Here is a 17,167-nt window from a genome sequence, read left to right on the forward strand (position 1 = left end):
AGATTAGTAGAAGAATAAACATATAAAAGCTCAGCCCATTTAAGGGTCTGAGCTTTTATGTTAAATAAATCCATTCATATTTGAACAAACCTATTATCCGATTAAACATTATATTATAAATCCGCTATATACCATTCCAATATTGACCACAATATGAAAAACAATACTCGGATAGATACTGTTTGTTTTAAGTGTAATTAATGCGTATATTACCCCTGCAAGCGAAATCAATAAACTAAGAGCAATAGAAAAACCAATTGTGAGATGGAGCAGTCCAAAACCAACACTTGTTACGAAGACGGCGTGCCCTGTGGATGTATATTCCTTAAGAGCCGAAAGCATTATCCCTCTCCAAATCACTTCCTCAAAAACGGCATTAATTAGTGAGAACAATAAACAAAATAATAATAGCGATTGGATATATTCTATATCCTGTTGAACAATAAAAAACAGATATACCATTCCATTAACGACTATTCCAATCATCCAAAACCAAAACATATTAACTTTATGAAACGGTAAGACGATAGGGTTTTTCCAATCGGGTTTTTCATTGTACCAAGAAACCTTCTTGTTAAAGAAGAGATGGTTAAAAAAGATTCCTATTAGGATAAAAACAAGGAAAAAACGGTTAAGTATAATCTTTATTTCCTTTGAAATGTTTATCGTTCCAACGAATTCATTAGAGACCGTAAATATTACAAAACCAAATAGAAATGATAGTAGTAGCGATGTGATGAATCGTTTTTCTTTATAGATAAGGGACAAAATCAATAATCCCATACATACAAAAGTGGAAATAACCCCTTGTTGATAGGAAATAGAAATAATCCCCGAAAAAAATAGTGCCACAATAACAATCAACATAAAATTCCTCCTTTCCATAAAGTGCAAATTTACTTCTGGCACCTTGTTTTCCATAAAAATAAGCAGTCTAATTCTATTGTGAATTGGACTGCTTAATGATGTGCTCATTATTGTTTTGTGCTCGAAACAGAACCCATTAGTTCTTTGCATCTTCTTATTTACGTTAATTGACCAGATTTCCATTTACGAGATTGTTGAATGAAATGGCCAACTTTTTCTAAAACAAGCTCAATGGACTTCTCATTTTTGATTAAGTCATAATCGGCAATATTTAAACGAAGTACTGGACAAGCATTGAAGTTATTAATCCAGTTTTCATATCGATGATACATCTCTTCCCAATAGCTCAAAGGCGTTTGCTGCTCCATTGGGCGACCTCTTTCTTTGATGCGACTGATGATATCATCAAAGGACCCCTCTAAATAGATAAGTAGGTCTGGGTGTGGGAAATAAGGCGTCATCACCATCGCCTCAAAGAGGCTTGTATAGGTTTCATAATCAACTTGGTTCATCGTCCCTTTTTCATAGTGCATTTTTGCGAAGATACCCGTATCCTCATAAATGGAACGATCTTGAATAAATCCGCCACCATATTCAAACATTCTCTTTTGTTCTTTAAAGCGTTCTGCTAAAAAGTAGATTTGTAAGTGGAAGCTCCAGCGTTCAAAGTCCGCATAAAACTTGTCCAAGTATGGATTTGTATCTACCTTTTCAAACGATGTACGAAAGTTTAAGGCGTTGGCCAAAGAATTCGTCATTGTTGATTTTCCGACACCAACTGTTCCAGCAATGGTAATGATGCTGTCGTGTGGGATATTATAGCGCTCTCGATAATTCATTGGACCATTTCTCCTTCTTTTAAATGCTCTTGAACGAGATGAACAATATATTCAAGGTCACTTTGATGCTTTACAAAATCCAATTCATCCCCATTTAAACGAATCACCGGAATATCAGGATGCTGTGCCTCAAATTGGGTCATAAAGTGATTATAGTCCAAGGACAGTTGCTGTAAGTATGTTGCTTGGATATTTTGTTCCACATCACGCCCGCGCATTTGAATACGATCTAAAAGGGTTTCTAAGCTAGCATTAATGTAAATAACCATGTTTGGTTTCGGGATATCTTCCGTTAAAATGTTGAAGATATTCTCGTATTTTTCTAGATGCTTTTCCTTTAGCGTACGTTGAGCAAAAATCATATTTTTCGCGATATGATAATCAGCGACGACTGGTTTGCCTTTCGCTAAATAATTGTTTTCAATATCTTCAAGTTGCTTATATCTATTACAAAGGAAGAACATTTCCGTTTGAAAGCTCCACTCTTCGATATCATCATAAAATTTCCCCAAAAAAGGATTTTCCTCGACAATCTCTTTTAATAAATGAAATTGAAACTGAGAGGACAATTTATTTGCTAGTGATGTTTTTCCTACTCCTATTGGGCCTTCAACCGCAATAAAAGGAAGCTGTCCCATTTCTTCTCCCCCAATCACCTTACAAGCTTATTCGATAAAATCTGACAGACAAACTTTATTTTATCATAACATATCCTATTACGAATAGAATTCCTGTATAAAAACAATTGACTATTATCACCAATTAGATTAGTTGCAATCAAAAGTGAATTTTGTATAATAGGAAGTGCTTGAAAAATGGCCCTATAGCTCAGGGGATAGAGCGTTGGTTTCCTAAACCATGCGTCGCAGGTTCGAATCCTGCTAGGGCCATCATGAAAAGGTTACGAAGTATGTTCGAATGGGAACAGAATTTTATATAGATTCCCAATAACCTCATTTATTGAAAAAAAGCAAGGGCTGCCCCTTGCTTTTTTTAATACAGATAAAGAATCAAAAAAGGAGTTACTATAGCTAGTGTTGACAACACTAGGAGAGCGATCTGGCCCGGTTTATTTTTTTCCTTTTTTACTAAGCGAGAGTAAGAAAAACAGTGGTAACAAACATAAAGAGATACCCCAAACAATAACAGTTTAGCAAACAACTTAATCCCTCAATTCACTTAGATTCGTATCTTTTATCATTTTTCCGAATTCGATCATATTCAGCTCGAAATTTACATTAATTTCAGCGTTTGGATAGATTTTTTTGTTCCAATTTGCTTCTTCGTACTCTTTAATAGTTAAGAAATTTTTCCGAACGAATAAGGACCAATAAAAGGGATCGGTTCCATATTCCTCCTGTGTTTTTTTAATAAGTTCTCTAGACTTTTTTTCTAAGCTCTTCTCAATAGAATCCTTCAGTATTTTTTGCTTTTCTTTACTTTCGGCATAGTTTACAAGGCTTGGAATAGCCAACACCTCTATTGAAAAAGGGACGTTTACATCAATGACCGTCGGTTTATCTTTGTGATAGGTAATGTTGACCTCAGGTTCTCGCCTTTGCACGTAGCTTGCAGAAATATCATATTCTTCTGCAAGAGGGTCTTTATAGGTGGATGCAAGGTCATTCATATTGGTTGTCACGTCAAATACATTGGCTAATCTCGTAGCCTGTCCGCTTAGTACATCAATCATTTTTCCTTCTTTAAGCACCGCCGAACCCATAAATTCAACTGGATTTTCTCCCTTTGCTGGAATTTCACCAGCAATAAGTTCATCTTCCTTACCACTTTCTTTATAGTCTTCCTTTTCGGATGTGGCATAAATGGCTAAGAACAAGCCCGCATCTCCTTCGGTTATCTGAAAGAATCGATGGAAGTCAGATTCAGGGATATTCCCCGTTTCTTTGGCTCTATGTAACATGAATTGATAATATTTATGTGGCCGAGATTCTAGTGTTGGATGATTATTATTTAAAAATGTTTCTGCTTTTTCCTTGGAGACCACTAGCTGTACACCAGGTCTAATTTGCGTGGTTCGGGTAGTCGATTGCATAAATCTTATCATCTCACCTGATCGTGCTAATTCTTCGGAGACAACGATGACTTTCGTATGATCCAGTGTGATTTCCTTCGTTACTATAGAATTTGCTGTATTTGCTGCTGTTATAAGGTCATTAGCCACTATTGTTATCGTTTCTCGTGGCTTTTCTTGTGTGCCGCCACCAGTTATAAGAGAACCCGCTTCAGGGTTTGCAATTTGAAACGTAACGCTATATTTATGTTCTTCTTCTGCTTGATCTACACCAATGGCAATTACATAGGATTGTTTCTCTAATTCCCTTTTATCATAACAGCCTGTAATGAAAAGGGTTAGGATGAAAAGTATAGAAGGTAATAAGATGAATTTTCTCATTTCTTCAAGTCCCTCCTAAATAAGGAAACGATCCAAAGAACGACAGGTAAGCAAATGAAAAATGGGGATATAATATTGAGTAATCCATCCCGATAAAAGACTTCATTTGCAACTACATTTTCCGGAATGATTCCGATAGCTACAGCAAAAAATGCCATGGGAAGAATGAGTGGTTCAAACTCCTTAATATTAAATACGACACCGAATATCCATGTTGTGAAATACAAGAACATAATAAATCGAACAAAGGCAGCCATCAGCCAGAACACCATGAAGAATGTCTCGACATTGGTTAAGTATTCCCCTAAATTAACATATTGGGTAACTTCATAGAAGGGAAATGCGAGATTAGCTATAGACTTATAATCAAAGATCGTAATATAAAGAAAAAAGAATAAAATCATTTCTAGAACGACGAAGCTTACTCCAAAGAGAGATCCTTTTATGAAATCTTTTTTCGTTTTCAGTGCAGTAAAGGCCATGCTAAATAAAAAAAACTCAAAAAACAAAGATGTTTTTTGAAGACCCTGGTTCAAAATAACATCCCATCCTGATCCGAATATTGGAAAAACCCGCATCCAAGTTCCTTTGTTTAAAACGAGTAGCGCAAGTAATGCAGCAGAGAATTTTACATATGGTAACACGATCCAAGACGTAGATCCAATTGCTTCAAAACCACGTTTTGCTCCCAGAAAGCAAACTAGGAAGAATAAGCAATAAACAATAATAGATGGAGATTTAGGGAAATAAAGAAGATTAATTTGTTCCACGTAGTTCCTACTGTCCACTGTCATTAAGGAGAAACTTAGGAAGAATATGATAAATCCGATGACTTTCCCGCAAATCTTCCCTAGTAATTTCTCCGTTACTTCTATAAAGTTCTGTGCTTCATATTTGTTTAATAGGTAAACAAGAAGAGCAAGGGAGGGAAGTACTAGTAATAGAGAAACAATAGGGATAAGCCAGAAGGCATTGTTAGCCTTCTGAGCTAAAAGCGCTGGCGTCGTATCCGCAATCTTTAACCCTACCATTAGAATGATCATAGCTGCTAATTCCCTTGCACGTAAACGTCCAATTTGATTCATGTTAATCCCCCACTAACCATTTTCGTCCTTTTTTGCTTTATCTTGCGGTTTAATTTGTCCAGGTCTAAATAATTCTTTTTTCAATAAGTTGTTGCGAATAATCGTATCCTTTGGTGATTTATAGGTTGGTGTCATCGGTGATAGAAAGGAAACACCGAATGATTTAATGGAAACAAGGTACATAATCCATAACAAGAAAGCACCAACTAAGGAAAAAATGCCGAAAAAGGAAGCAGCAAACATGAAAATATATCTAGAAATTCGCACCGTATAATTCATGTCTATACTAGCTACTGCAAAAGAAGATAGTCCTGATAATGCAGCAATAATAACAACGATTGGACTAACAATGTTTGCTTGTACAGCTGCTTGTCCTAGTATTAGTGCCCCAACAATTCCAATCGTAGGACCAAGTGGACTTGGAATTCGAATCCCGGCCTCTCTTATTAACTCAAAGGCCATTTCCATGAGTAATACTTCCACGACTGCAGGAAATGGAACCCGCTCTCTAGCACTCGTAATGGCCAATAAGAGATCTGGGGGAATCATTTCACTGTGGAAATTAGTAATTGCTATGTAAAAAGCTGAAACGAACATAGCTGTAAAGAACGCTAAAAAGCGAATGATTCTAGAGAAATTCCCAAACATAAAGCTTAAGTACCGGTCCTCTGGTGAGTGAATAAAGGACCAAAAGGTTGCAGGCAATATTAAGCAAGAAGAAGAGTTATCCATGATTAACACAACGAACCCATCTTCTAGAAACGAGGCAGCTCGATCAGGACGTTCTGTGTAAAGAATGGTCGGTATAATGGAGTATGGTCGTTCTTCTAAATATTGTTCTAATAATTCAATATTGCGAATACCATCTGACTTTATGTCATGTAATCTTTTCTTCACGTTTTGTAAAATATCTTTATTGACTACATCATCAATGTATAAAAGAGTAGCTTCCATTGTGTAGCGTTCCCCAACATTAACGCCTTCCGCAATCAGTTGCTTGTTATGAATTCTTTTACGGATAAGAGACAGATTGATGATGGACGACTCTGTAAATGCCTCCTTAGGTCCTTTGAGGACATTTTCATTTTCAGGTTTCTCAACTGCCCTATGTTGAAAGTTAGAAACTTCAACGGAAAGAGCATAGTCGCATTCCTCTATAATAAGTACAGCCTTGCCACTATTGATGTGGTTAATAACTGCTTCGAAATCATAAAGTGTCGTTATATTTTCTGTTGTAAGGATGTTTTCCAAGCTTTTTCCTTCGAATTCTACTAACGGTTTCAAAATGTCTTGATTGATTTTTTTCGTATCTACGATGGATGTATAAAAGAAAATGTTTACCTTTTTTTGTGGTCCTTTAGCTGTAAATTCTCTAGATTGAAAATCTCGATTTGTTCCATATGTATATAATTGTTTGATGTGATCAATGTTTTGTTGAAAGTCATAATACAGTTTCGTTACTTGTTTAGGAGTTGATTGCTGAGTAGTGCGAGAGCGACGCACTATTCTATTCCGAATCACATGATCACCTCAAGAAGTGCAGATTTGTCTTAGTTAGTGTTTCAAAAACTTCTAAATTTATGAATTGATTGAACGAATTTCTTTTTAAGACAAAAAACCCCTTGCTAAAGCAAGGGATATTGGAGGATATAGTAGTTGAAAAGTGAAAATTTTGAAAGGTAAAAGAACGATTAATAAGGTTTGGGGTTTCTCTCTAATATACTCATAAAGTTCTTTCTGTAACAGAACAACAAAAAACAAAGAGCTAAACCAATTATGATAGCTAGAAGAAGTAAGGATGGGTCTATGAAAAGATGAAGTAAAATAATATTAGCTATAATGGGGGATAGAATTATAAGGGTTAGTGGTATATATTGATTGGTAATAAGTAAGACTCCACATAAAATTTCTAATGTTTTTTCTACTACTAGTAGATATTTAAATTGGAATAATGTCATTGCTTCAGGACTAGTTGCTATAAAGGGTTCAAGCCCAAGGATAACAAAGAAGCCGTTAATACCTGCAAATAAAAAGACAACGCCTAAAAATAATCTACTTATTTGTATTAACCTTTTAGTCATTTTTGCACCTCCTTTTAAGGCTTATTATAATACAAATACTGGTAGAACAATTGATTTAAGGAAATAAAAAAAGACCAAATCTTTAAGTGATTTGGTCTGGTATTTGGAATGTTTCCACAACCGAATTATACATCTTAAGCTTCTTTTGTTGCTTCTAGTTCTATGCTAATTTTGATTTCATCACCGATTAATACGCCACCTGTTTCTAGTGCTGCGTTATAAGTGATGCCATAGTCACTACGTTTAATTTTACCTTCTGCACTAAAACCAAATACTTGGTTCCCCCATGGATCTTGTCCTTGGCCTTCGAATACAACTTTGAATGTTTCAGAAACAGACTTACCAGCGATACTTAGATCTCCTGTTAATTCATACTCATCATCGCCTACTTTTTTAATATCTGTAGACTTGAACGTCATTTTTGGATAGTTCTCGATGTTGAAAAAGTCAGCAGAGCGTAGGTGTTCATCACGTTGTTCGTTGCGTGTGTCTACACTTTTAATGTCTACGTTCACTTCAATTTCTGCAGAAGTTAGGTCTGTTGGATCTGCTACGATGTTGGCATCAAATTCATGGAATGCCCCTTTTACTTTTGATACCATCATGTGTTTTACCGAGAAATCAATACTAGAGTGGGATGGATCCACTTTAAAAGTTGCTTTAGTCATTTGTTTATTCCTCCAATTTTTTATTTATGTTTTGTAAGTTAGTTACTTTCTGTAAGTAAGTATATAGCAGGGTGGAGGTGAGGTCAAGAAAATTATTTCGAAACTAGGGTATTTTTTATAATTAATAATAAAGGACTATTTTTTGAGAAGTCCATATTTCCTATAAATCCTATGTTATTCTCTAATCTAGTTACCGTAAAAAGAAAATACTAAACATTTAACAAATTATTTAAGTATTATGACTTTTAATATATTTCGTTTTATCTTAAACTAGGAAGTAATTAGGAAAATTTGAAATGCATGCAAGATTACATCATGAAACTCATAAGATTTAAAAAGGTTTGTTTGAAATTTTGAAACCGTTTGCAAATTTTTATGATGAGGTGATTTAGATGGATATGCAACCAATCGCAGCGAGACCAGGAAACCACAATCTAGCGAACTATGAGGAGAAACGCGATTCTTTTAATTGGGAAGAGGTAAAAAAGAATTTTAGTTGGTATGAGACCGGAAAGGTTAATGCAGCGTACGAGACAATCGATCGACATGCGGAGAATCCGGACAAAAAGGACCAAGCAGCATTAATCTATTCTGCTCCTGATCGTGAAGAGGTATTAACCTTTGACCAATTAAAAAAAGCGAGTAACCGATTCGCTAATGTTTTGAAAAATCAAGGTGTTAAGAAAGGCGATCGCGTATTTCTATTTATGCCTAGAAGCCCAGAGTTTTATGCAAGCTTCTTTGGAATCTTAAAGGTAGGGGCTATTGCCGGTCCTCTTTTCGAAGCTTTTATGGAGCAAGCAGTTCGGGATCGCTTGGAAGATAGTGAGGCAACCATGCTCATTACAACGCCTGAATTATTAGGCCGTGTTCCAGAAAAGGAATTACCTAATTTAGAAAAAGTAGTGCTCGTTGGGGATTCATCTGATATACCAGAAGGATACATTGACTATTATAAAGAAACGGAACAAGCTTCCGAAGAATTTGATATAGAATGGGTCGACCTTGAAGATGGAATGCTCCTTCACTATACCTCGGGTTCAACCGGAAAGCCAAAAGGGGTTTATCATGTTCACAACGCGATGATCCAGCACTACGCAACAGCTGATTGGGTTATCGATTTAAAAGAGGATGATATTTACTGGTGTACGGCTGATCCAGGCTGGGTTACTGGAACGAGCTATGGAATTTTTGCTCCATGGTTACATGGGGTCACAAATGTGATTCGTGGAGGACGTTTTACTCCAGAATCGTGGTATGGCACGATTGACAAACATGATGTTACGGTTTGGTATTCAGCTCCAACAGCATTTAGAAAGCTTGTGAGTTCCGGAGTGGATGTTCTAAAGCAATTTGATATGAGTTCGTTACGCCATGTGATGAGCGTTGGGGAACCATTGAATCCAGAAGTTATTACTTGGGGTATGAAAGCACTAGACTTGCGCATTCATGATACGTGGTGGATGACTGAAACAGGTGCCATGTTAATTGTAAACTATCCTACTATGGACATTCGTCCTGGTTCGATGGGGAAACCAATTCCTGGCGTAGAAGCGGCGATTGTTGATGACCAAGGAAATGTACTACCACCAAACCAAATGGGGAACCTAGCGATTAAACAAGGCTGGCCATCCATGATGCGTGCGATCTGGAAAAATCCAGGAAAATACGAAAGCTACTTTATTAATGGATGGTATGTTTCTGGAGATAGTGCTTATATGGATGAAGATGGCTATTTCTGGTTCCAAGGAAGACTAGATGATGTCATCAATACATCTGGAGAGCGTGTGGGACCGTTTGAAGTAGAAAGTAAGCTTATTGAACATGCTGCTGTAGCAGAAGCGGGTGTTATCGGGAAGCCTGATCCAGAGCGTGGAGAGATTATTAAAGCATTTATAACATTAAATGATGGATACGAAGCAACTGATGAATTGCTAGAAGATATCCGAGTTTTTGTTAAAACAGGCTTAAGTGCACACGCAGCACCAAGAGAAATAGAGATAAAAGATACGATTCCGAAAACACGAAGCGGAAAAATTATGCGTCGTTTATTGAAATCTTGGGAGTTAGGTTTGCCGACTGGAGACACTTCAACATTAGAGGAATAATAATGAAAAGAGCTTCCAAAATAAACTGGAAGCTCTTTCTTTATTAGATATCGCCTTTAGGTCCGAAAAATTCAAAACGTCCGTTTTCTTCTGGGATTCCTAGGTCTTTAAGATGTTGGTTGATTGCTTTCATAAAAGGCTCAGGGCCACAGAAATAATAAACAGCATCCAATTGGCTGGAAGCAATCGATTGAAGCTTTTTTGCTGTGTTGGATGAATATACGTTGGATCAATTGGTAGCCAATAAGCACGAGCTTCGTTTGTTAATGGATCTAGAATAAAGCTTGCTCTTCTACTGCATAATAGAAGTATATTGCTTATAAATGGGAGGGATCCTGTAATGAATCAAAGCCTAGCAGATATTGAAGATTGGTTATCAGATTTAAAAGGCCAGACGGTACGCATACACAAAGGTGAACTAGCAACTGGGAGTGAAGAAAAAATTGTCGACATCGACCGTGTGAATATGGAACTTCAGGGAATTACCATTAGAGGGACCGATCAGCATGATATCGATGGGTATGTAGAAGGTAAGGAATTAATTCTCCACGGAGAGGGAACAATTCGTGGAAAATCCAACGAATCTGATGTTGAGTTACCACTCGGCGCTTATGAAATACCTTTTGGCTCGGAATTAATGGCTTTCCGGGATGAAAAAGGTCTAAACATAGAAACCGAAAAAGCCCTTTATAAAATTCGAGTGCATTGATAGGATTTTATGAAAAGGATGAAAATCCCTGATTAGCAGATAATCAGGGATTTTTTTAAAGGATACAAATTAACTTAAGACTAGAGGGGGATTTCTGCTTTAAAAGCGGCTCTGCAGCGGAATTTAACCTAATCTGCGTTTTATTTGTAAAATATGGAAGGTCCAAGTGGTCTTTAAATGTATATCAAATACGCCGTTCTTTATTGTAAATAGGTCGGATGGCTTTCTTTATGGTTTTGGTTTATTTCATTGAATAGCTCATCTTTATTGGAACTCGAATTTTTATTACTGCTTTGCTGTTGTATGAATGGTCCCAGCATTTTTTTGAATTCACCAACTGTTAACGGTCGAGCATCTTCTTTCAGTTCATACCCAAGCTGACCATTTGGTTCAATGGTAGCTGTTTTTACATCTTTAATATTCGCAATTCCTTGTTGCCGAAGAAACATCTCTAATTGATCCACTGTTAATCGATGTTTTTTTAACTCTTGTGGGAGAATCTCCCCATTTTGAATAACAATCCGCGATTTTCCAGTAATAAATTTTTCTAACTTGTTTGATTTAAGCTGTATCCATTCTAAAGCTATTAAGGACAATACAAAAATACCGGTCACAACGGTTGTACGAAGAATGCTTGTCTCAATAATAGGTTGAATAATGACAGAACCAATTGAAATCATGATGACTGTTTGAACTAATGTCATTTGAGAAATGGACTTTCTTCCGGCTATTCGTAGGAAAAAGACACCGACCAAGACCATTAGGAAACTATTAAAGATAAAAGTCCAACTCACTTTTTTTCCTCCTTATCAAATTTGCTACAGATAGTATTTTCTTTTCTTCGTTTATTCATCCACAAATCCCAAAGAAAAAACCACCATTAGGTGGTTTTAGTAAGTGGAGTCCTCTTCTGTTTCTGTTGTTGTGTCTGTATCGGTACTTGAGTCCAATTCGGTTTCGCTAACCGGTAAGTCAAGTGCTTGTTTTATTTTTATAGTTGTTTCCTTCAGGCCAACTTCATCAGGAATGAAGTAATACAAGTCGTTAATAATTTGATCCTCCCCGGGGATTTCAAATGTTTTAATCTTGGAGGAGCTCATGGATGAATAGGCTTTTTGTAAAGCATAAATTTCAGTTGGGGATAGGCTTGTTTGAACGTTTTCCCCAAGGATGTCGGTTATTTCTCCTACTTTAAAAATGGTCCCTGCTGAAACAGCTTCATCAATGGACGCTGAGATAAACTGACGTTGTCTTTCATCTCTCGAATAGCTAGCATTCACATCTCGTTTACGCATACGCACGAACGCGAGCGCTTCAGCTCCACTGAGATGGGCCTCCCCTTGTTCAAAGTAAATTCGCTCGTTGTTATTATAGATATCCTTTTCCCAGAAAGGTTCCTTAATATCAATGGTTACCCCACCAAGGGCATCTACAATGTCTCGGAAGCCTTTGAAATCGACAGCAATATAATGATCAATTGGTACATCAAGCAGTTCTTCCACTTTCTTTACTGCTAACTTGTTCCCACCATATCCGGTAATAGAACCGAACGTATAGGATGCGTTTATTCGATGCGTCCCTGCGTATTCTGAGGTTACTTGATCTGCGGTCAATTCAATCATCGTATCTCTAGGTACGGTTGTCATTGTCATTTGGTCCGTATCTGGGTTTAAAGTGACAACAATCTGTGTATCAGCTCGTCCATCTTTACCATTTGATGAATAATTTTCTATTCCAAGTAAAAGAATGGAGATAGGATCTTTTCCGATGGTAACTGCTTTTTCTCGTAGTTCAGATTTGTTTCCTTCTCGATCTAAATCCTGATGAGATTCCTTAGCAGCGTCATATGCTTGATAAAATAGGTATCCACCGAATGAAAGGATAAGAATTAAGATCAATAAGACGGTAAAGAGCACCCCTTTTTTTACTTTCCGTTTCTTTTGTTGTTTTCTTAATTTTGTACGTTTATTTTGTTCCAAAACCATCCATCTCTCCTAATAGCGTATAAAAAGTAATATTTATTTACCTTCATTTTAGTTGTTTTAATCTTCTACCTTACATATTTTACAGGAGATTTGAAAAAATACATTCCATTTACTTGAAAACAGTAAAAAAGTCCTATGTCTAAAGTAGTGTTTTTTGTCGTGTAACAGCAAAAAAGAGAGACAAGTTCCTGTCTCCCTCTCCCTAATCTTGTTTTTCAATGTCGAACATTGCGTCAAGAATCTGCCAGTTTTGTGGAAATGCTAACCCTAATTTCCAATAACTAATGCCTCGTAAATCAAGCTCGCGAATAAGGTTGAATTTCGCTAAGATAGAACGAGCGTCTTCGAACCAAACTTCATGTTCCTTACCGGCATCATCAAAATACCTAAAGAACGGTGCTTGTGCTTCTTCATCATAAGAAATAGCTACATTTTCTCGTCTTGCGAGTTGGATGGCTTGTTGTGGGCTTAATGCTTTTGCATATTCACCACCAGCTACATATGGCAAGGTCCAATCGTATCCGTATAGATTTTGACCTAGCATAACTTTATTAGCCGGCATTTCGGTTAAAGCGTACTCAACTACTTCTCGAACAGGTCCAATCGGTGAAACAGCCCTTGCTGGCCCGCCACTATAGCCCCACTCATAGGTCATTAATACAACGAAATCCGCAATTTCCCCATGGGCAGCATAATCATGTGCTTCATACCAAGCCCCTTCTTGGGTTGCACTTGTTTTTGGAGCTAACGCCGTGGACATTAATAGGCCAGCAGTGGAAAGTCGTTCCTTTGCCTTTCTTAAGAACTGATTGTAATCTTCTCTATTAGCCGGAGGTAAATACTCAAAGTCAAAGTGAACATCGCGGAATCCTACGGACTGAGCAGTTGCAATAATATTATCTAATAATGTGTTTTGAATTTCTGGGTTTGTAACAATTAGTTGTCCGAGGGTATCACTAAATTCTCCACCTTCTAAGTTCGTAACAACCATCATTAAACCAGCATTATTTTGCTCCGCAATCGTTTTAAAATTGTTTAGTGGTGGAGCAATCAAGCTTCCGTCACGGGATACTCGATAGCTGAATGGAGCCAAATAAGTGAGATACGGAGCGTTTTTTTCGGCTGCATTCTCTAGGGCTTCGGATACGTTTCCTCCTAATGGCTCAATATAAGCATTCACTTCAATACTCTGTTGGTCTGGCTGTGGAATGTATAACCGTGTACCCACAGATAATGGGGTATTAACAGAAATATTGTTGATTCGAGCTAATTCTCGATAATCGATACCAAAGCGTTGTCCGATGCTATATAGGGTGTCTCCTTGCTGAACTTCATAAAACTCTCCAATAATTGGGATGTACAAGGCTTGCCCAATAACGAGTGGATCAGCTTGGTTCAATTCATTCACAGCTGCAATTGCATCAACCGTCGTACCGTAGCGTCTTGCAATATTATAGAGGGTATCCCCTGAACTTACGACATGGATTTGCACCTTTTATTCCTCCCCTTAACTTTCTATTCCATGATTAGCCTATGAAAGGGAAAGAGGAAAGGTTCTATATTTCTATAATCTTCTAATAAGAGATTTGTAGGAAATTGGAGTCCATGAAGATTTTTGGTACACTATACGAAAATTAAGATACCTATAATAAGAAGAGTGATGAAATGAACGATACCTATTTTATGCAACTAGCATTGGATGAAGCTAGAAAGGCATCTGCAAAGGGAGAAGCCCCCATTGGAGCTGTAATCGTGCATGACAGAAGCGTGATTGCAACTGGTTTTAATCAGAGGGAAGTAGACCAAACGACAGCATCACATGCTGAAATGATTGTCATTGAACGAGCGAACCAGGTAATAGGGAGCTGGCGGTTAGAGGAATGCACGTTATATGTCACGTTGGAGCCCTGCCCAATGTGTGCAGGAACGATTGTACAAGCTCGAATTCCAAAAGTGGTATTTGGGGCGTATGACCCGAAAGCGGGTTGTGCTGGATCGATTATGAATTTATTGGAGGAACCTCGCTTCAACCACCGGGCTGAAGTAGTTGGTGGTGTTCTTCAAAAGGAATGTGGAGAAGTACTTCGACAATTTTTTAAGGAATTACGTGAGAGAAAAAAGAATCAGTTGGAATCGTAAAAGGGGATGTTCAAAAAGTGAAGAGTAAGTACTTTGCGCTATTTATCTTCTTTTTTGAACAAACACGAAAAGGAAATATTTACAGTACAGGAGCCATTGCATTTTTTTATAAAACTCGATATACTAGTACATGCGCTATAAAAGCGCCTTAACAATTTGGTAGCAACTTTGCCGTGCTAGGTGGGGAGGTAGCGGTGCCCTGTACTCGCAATCCGCTATAGCGGGACTGAATTCCCACCCGAGGTAGTTCGGCTTTAAGGTCTGCCTTAAGGAATTGATGTTGACACCCGGGTCCTGCGCAACAGGAACCCGTGAACCCTGTCAGATCCGGAAGGAAGCAGCAGTAAGTGGTGCTTTCTGTGTGCCGCAGGGAAGCCTGGGTCGAGTCATGAACTTAAGTAACGCTTAGGGCTGTTCTATCGAAGGTGGGTGCACGGTTTTATACATAGTGAAAAACCTCTTATTCTAATGGGATAGGAGGTTTTTCTTTTACACAAGTGGAAGGTTCCCATTCTTTAAGAAGTTCGGGTATAATAATAGTAATGTGACTACGTTAGGTTAGGAGAACATAAATGACTTACCAAGCACTCTATCGTGTATGGCGACCGAAAAGCTTCGCGGATGTTGTAGGACAAACACATATCACGAGAACTTTACAAAATGCTATCGTTCAAGAAAAATTTACACATGCTTATCTTTTTTCTGGCCCTCGTGGTACAGGAAAGACTAGTGCTGCCAAAATTTTCGCGAAAACGCTCAATTGTGAACAGTCTCCTGTTAAAGAACCGTGTAATGAATGCTCCGCTTGTCGAGGTATTCAAGATGGTTCGATCTCTGATGTCATTGAAATTGATGCTGCTTCTAATAATGGGGTAGAACAAATCCGTGATATTCGGGATAAAGTAAAATACGCACCGAGCTCTGTCCCATATAAAGTGTATATCATTGATGAAGTTCACATGTTGTCTATTGGTGCTTTTAATGCGTTATTAAAAACCTTGGAAGAACCACCTAAGCATGTCATCTTTATTTTGGCTACGACAGAGCCTCATAAAATTCCTTTAACCATCATCTCGAGATGTCAACGATTTGATTTTAAACGAATTACGCAAAGTTCTATGGTAGAAAGAATGCAACATATCACAGAGTCAGAAGGATTAACGGTAAGTAAAGAGGCTCTGGAAGCCGTTGCGATTTCCGCAGAAGGTGGAATGCGCGATGCCCTTAGTCTATTAGACCAAGCAATTTCGTATAGTGAAGATGAGGTCTCTATAGAGGACGTACTTGCGGTAACAGGCTCAGTTTCTCAAGATGCAATGGTACAAATTATTACGAAGATTTATGAGAAGGATATACAAGAAACCCTTCGCTTAGTGGATATCTTTATTCAAGAAGGAAAAGATCCTGGGCGATTTGTGTTTGATTTGATTTATTACTTGCGGGATGTCCTTTTATATCAAAGTGCACCAGGATTAGCGGAAATTTTGGAACGAGCCGTTTTAAATGATTCCTTTAAGGAATTGGCGGGGAAAGTAAGCCCTGCTTGGATCCAAGAAGCCATTTCTTACTTAAATGAGTGTCAGCAAGAAATGAAATGGACGAACAGCCCAAAAGTATTTATAGAAATTGCCATTTTGAAAATGGCTGATATTCAAGCTAGTGCAACAGGTCCCGCTTTTGATAACGAAGTGATCCAAAGATTAGAGCAAAAGATCAATAGTCTAGAAAAAGAATTAAATAATATCAAAGCAAATCCACCGCAGGTGAGTGGACAGCAGCCATCTGCTCCTGCACCGAAACGAACCCAAACAAAATCCACGAAAAATAGTTATCGAGTGCCGTTTGAAAGAATTCGCCAAGTCCTTAGTGAAGCGTCTAAACCAAATTTAAAAATGGTACAAGAAAATTGGGCGCGTTTTATGGATGCTTTGAAAAAGCAAAATGCACCTGCCCATGCCACCATTCAGAACAGTAAACCAAGAGCAGCATCAGATAATGCTCTCGTTGTAGCTTTTCGTTATGAGATTCACTGTTCGCTTGCTTTAGACCATAAACAAACGATAGAATCTTTAATAACGGATACGATGGGTAAGGAGCTATCTATCATTCCGATACCTGAATCAGATTGGCAAGATATTAGGGAAGACTTTGTTAAGAAACAACGTCAGCAAGAAGCGGGTGAGAATGGGGAAGCGGAAGAAGACGACCCTGTTGTTAGCGAAGCTAGAAAGCTTTTTGGTGACGATTTATTAGAAATTCATGATCAATAAAAG

Annotated in this window: 15 protein-coding genes, 1 tRNA gene and 1 other RNA gene; 6 read left to right on the forward strand and 11 right to left on the reverse strand. The window is 37.7% G+C overall.

What is annotated here, in order from left to right; genetic code table 11:
- Positions 1–108 precede the first annotated feature (108 nt).
- From KO561_RS00100 to KO561_RS00110, 3 genes are all read right to left on the reverse strand, one after another.
- Positions 109–867, reverse strand: a complete 759-nt coding sequence (locus KO561_RS00100) for a CPBP family intramembrane glutamic endopeptidase (RefSeq protein WP_231095086.1) — start codon at positions 865–867, stop codon at positions 109–111.
- A gap of 158 nt (positions 868–1,025) precedes the next feature.
- Positions 1,026–1,706 (reverse strand): deoxynucleoside kinase, encoded by a 681-nt coding sequence (locus KO561_RS00105; protein WP_231095087.1) that lies wholly within the window; start codon positions 1,704–1,706, stop codon positions 1,026–1,028.
- Complete coding sequence (locus tag KO561_RS00110; protein ID WP_231095088.1) at positions 1,703–2,344, reverse strand: deoxynucleoside kinase; 642 nt, start codon at positions 2,342–2,344, stop codon at positions 1,703–1,705. Before KO561_RS00110 ends, KO561_RS00105 begins: the two co-directional genes overlap by 4 nt.
- Positions 2,345–2,523: 179 nt before the next feature.
- Between KO561_RS00110 and KO561_RS00115 the strand changes: the two genes are divergently transcribed.
- A tRNA-Arg gene (locus KO561_RS00115) sits at positions 2,524–2,596 on the forward strand.
- Between the two features lie 272 nt (positions 2,597–2,868).
- Here the strand turns inward: KO561_RS00115 and KO561_RS00120 are convergent.
- The 5 genes from KO561_RS00120 to KO561_RS00140 all read right to left on the reverse strand — a co-directional run bounded on the left by KO561_RS00120 (position 2,869) and on the right by KO561_RS00140 (position 7,953).
- Complete coding sequence (locus KO561_RS00120) at positions 2,869–4,119, reverse strand: Ger(x)C family spore germination protein (protein ID WP_231095089.1); 1,251 nt, start codon at positions 4,117–4,119, stop codon at positions 2,869–2,871.
- Positions 4,116–5,204 (reverse strand): GerAB/ArcD/ProY family transporter, encoded by a 1,089-nt coding sequence (locus KO561_RS00125; RefSeq protein ID WP_231095090.1) that lies wholly within the window; start codon positions 5,202–5,204, stop codon positions 4,116–4,118. The genes KO561_RS00120 and KO561_RS00125 overlap by 4 nt, the downstream gene beginning before the upstream one ends.
- Before the next feature lie 12 nt (positions 5,205–5,216).
- Positions 5,217–6,725, reverse strand: a complete 1,509-nt coding sequence (locus tag KO561_RS00130) for a spore germination protein (protein ID WP_231095091.1) — start codon at positions 6,723–6,725, stop codon at positions 5,217–5,219.
- A 170-nt stretch (positions 6,726–6,895) separates the two neighbouring features.
- A complete protein-coding gene (locus KO561_RS00135) occupies positions 6,896–7,285 on the reverse strand; it encodes a hypothetical protein (protein WP_231095092.1) in 390 nt (129 codons plus the stop codon).
- 134 nt (positions 7,286–7,419) lie between these two features.
- Positions 7,420–7,953 carry a YceI family protein gene (locus KO561_RS00140; protein WP_231095093.1) on the reverse strand — a complete coding sequence of 178 codons (534 nt, stop codon included), beginning with the start codon at positions 7,951–7,953 and terminating at the stop codon, positions 7,420–7,422.
- A gap of 392 nt (positions 7,954–8,345) precedes the next feature.
- On the opposite strand from KO561_RS00140, the gene acsA reads away from it, so the two are divergent.
- Positions 8,346–10,061, forward strand: a complete 1,716-nt coding sequence (gene acsA / locus KO561_RS00145; protein ID WP_231095094.1) for an acetate--CoA ligase — start codon at positions 8,346–8,348, stop codon at positions 10,059–10,061.
- Between the two features lie 340 nt (positions 10,062–10,401).
- Positions 10,402–10,770: a protein YmzB gene (locus KO561_RS00150; protein ID WP_231095095.1), complete on the forward strand. Its 369-nt coding sequence runs from the start codon at positions 10,402–10,404 to the stop codon at positions 10,768–10,770.
- Positions 10,771–10,970: 200 nt separating this feature from the next.
- Here the strand turns inward: KO561_RS00150 and KO561_RS00155 are convergent, their stop codons facing one another.
- From KO561_RS00155 to KO561_RS00165, 3 genes are all read right to left on the reverse strand, one after another.
- The gene (locus KO561_RS00155; RefSeq protein WP_231095096.1) at positions 10,971–11,564 is read right to left on the reverse strand and encodes a DUF421 domain-containing protein; all 594 of its coding nucleotides are present in this window, start codon (positions 11,562–11,564) and stop codon (positions 10,971–10,973) included.
- 96 nt (positions 11,565–11,660) lie between these two features.
- Positions 11,661–12,749, reverse strand: a complete 1,089-nt coding sequence (locus KO561_RS00160) for an LCP family protein (RefSeq protein WP_231095097.1) — start codon at positions 12,747–12,749, stop codon at positions 11,661–11,663.
- Positions 12,750–12,957: 208 nt separating this feature from the next.
- Positions 12,958–14,247, reverse strand: a complete 1,290-nt coding sequence (locus KO561_RS00165; RefSeq protein ID WP_231095098.1) for a glycoside hydrolase family 18 protein — start codon at positions 14,245–14,247, stop codon at positions 12,958–12,960.
- Positions 14,248–14,420: 173 nt separating this feature from the next.
- Here KO561_RS00165 and tadA point away from each other — a divergent pair, with 173 nt between their 5' ends.
- From tadA to dnaX, 3 genes are all read left to right on the forward strand, one after another.
- Complete coding sequence (tadA, locus tag KO561_RS00170; RefSeq protein WP_231095099.1) at positions 14,421–14,894, forward strand: tRNA adenosine(34) deaminase TadA; 474 nt, start codon at positions 14,421–14,423, stop codon at positions 14,892–14,894.
- Between the two features lie 171 nt (positions 14,895–15,065).
- Positions 15,066–15,331: signal recognition particle sRNA large type (gene ffs, locus KO561_RS00175), an RNA gene on the forward strand.
- 135 nt (positions 15,332–15,466) lie between these two features.
- Positions 15,467–17,164 carry a DNA polymerase III subunit gamma/tau gene (gene dnaX, locus KO561_RS00180; protein ID WP_231095100.1) on the forward strand — a complete coding sequence of 566 codons (1,698 nt, stop codon included), beginning with the start codon at positions 15,467–15,469 and terminating at the stop codon, positions 17,162–17,164.
- The last annotated feature ends 3 nt before the right edge of the window (positions 17,165–17,167 follow it).

Origin of the sequence: Radiobacillus kanasensis (assembly GCF_021049245.1) — a bacterium.
Lineage (GTDB): Bacteria > Bacillota > Bacilli > Bacillales > Amphibacillaceae > Radiobacillus > Radiobacillus kanasensis.

Excerpts from the sequence above, each read along its gene's own strand:
- dnaX (WP_231095100.1), top strand. The coding sequence starts at position 15,467 with ATGACTTACCAAGCACTCTATCGTGTATGGCGACCGAAAAGCTTCGCG.
- KO561_RS00110 (WP_231095088.1), bottom strand. The coding sequence starts at position 2,344 with ATGGGACAGCTTCCTTTTATTGCGGTTGAAGGCCCAATAGGAGTAGGA.
- KO561_RS00135 (WP_231095092.1), bottom strand. The coding sequence starts at position 7,285 with ATGACTAAAAGGTTAATACAAATAAGTAGATTATTTTTAGGCGTTGTC.
- KO561_RS00100 (WP_231095086.1), bottom strand. The coding sequence starts at position 867 with ATGTTGATTGTTATTGTGGCACTATTTTTTTCGGGGATTATTTCTATT.
- KO561_RS00140 (WP_231095093.1), bottom strand. The coding sequence starts at position 7,953 with ATGACTAAAGCAACTTTTAAAGTGGATCCATCCCACTCTAGTATTGAT.
- KO561_RS00105 (WP_231095087.1), bottom strand. The coding sequence starts at position 1,706 with ATGAATTATCGAGAGCGCTATAATATCCCACACGACAGCATCATTACC.
- KO561_RS00150 (WP_231095095.1), top strand. The coding sequence starts at position 10,402 with ATGAATCAAAGCCTAGCAGATATTGAAGATTGGTTATCAGATTTAAAA.
- tadA (WP_231095099.1), top strand. The coding sequence starts at position 14,421 with ATGAACGATACCTATTTTATGCAACTAGCATTGGATGAAGCTAGAAAG.
- acsA (WP_231095094.1), top strand. The coding sequence starts at position 8,346 with ATGGATATGCAACCAATCGCAGCGAGACCAGGAAACCACAATCTAGCG.
- KO561_RS00125 (WP_231095090.1), bottom strand. The coding sequence starts at position 5,204 with ATGAATCAAATTGGACGTTTACGTGCAAGGGAATTAGCAGCTATGATC.
- KO561_RS00120 (WP_231095089.1), bottom strand. The coding sequence starts at position 4,119 with ATGAGAAAATTCATCTTATTACCTTCTATACTTTTCATCCTAACCCTT.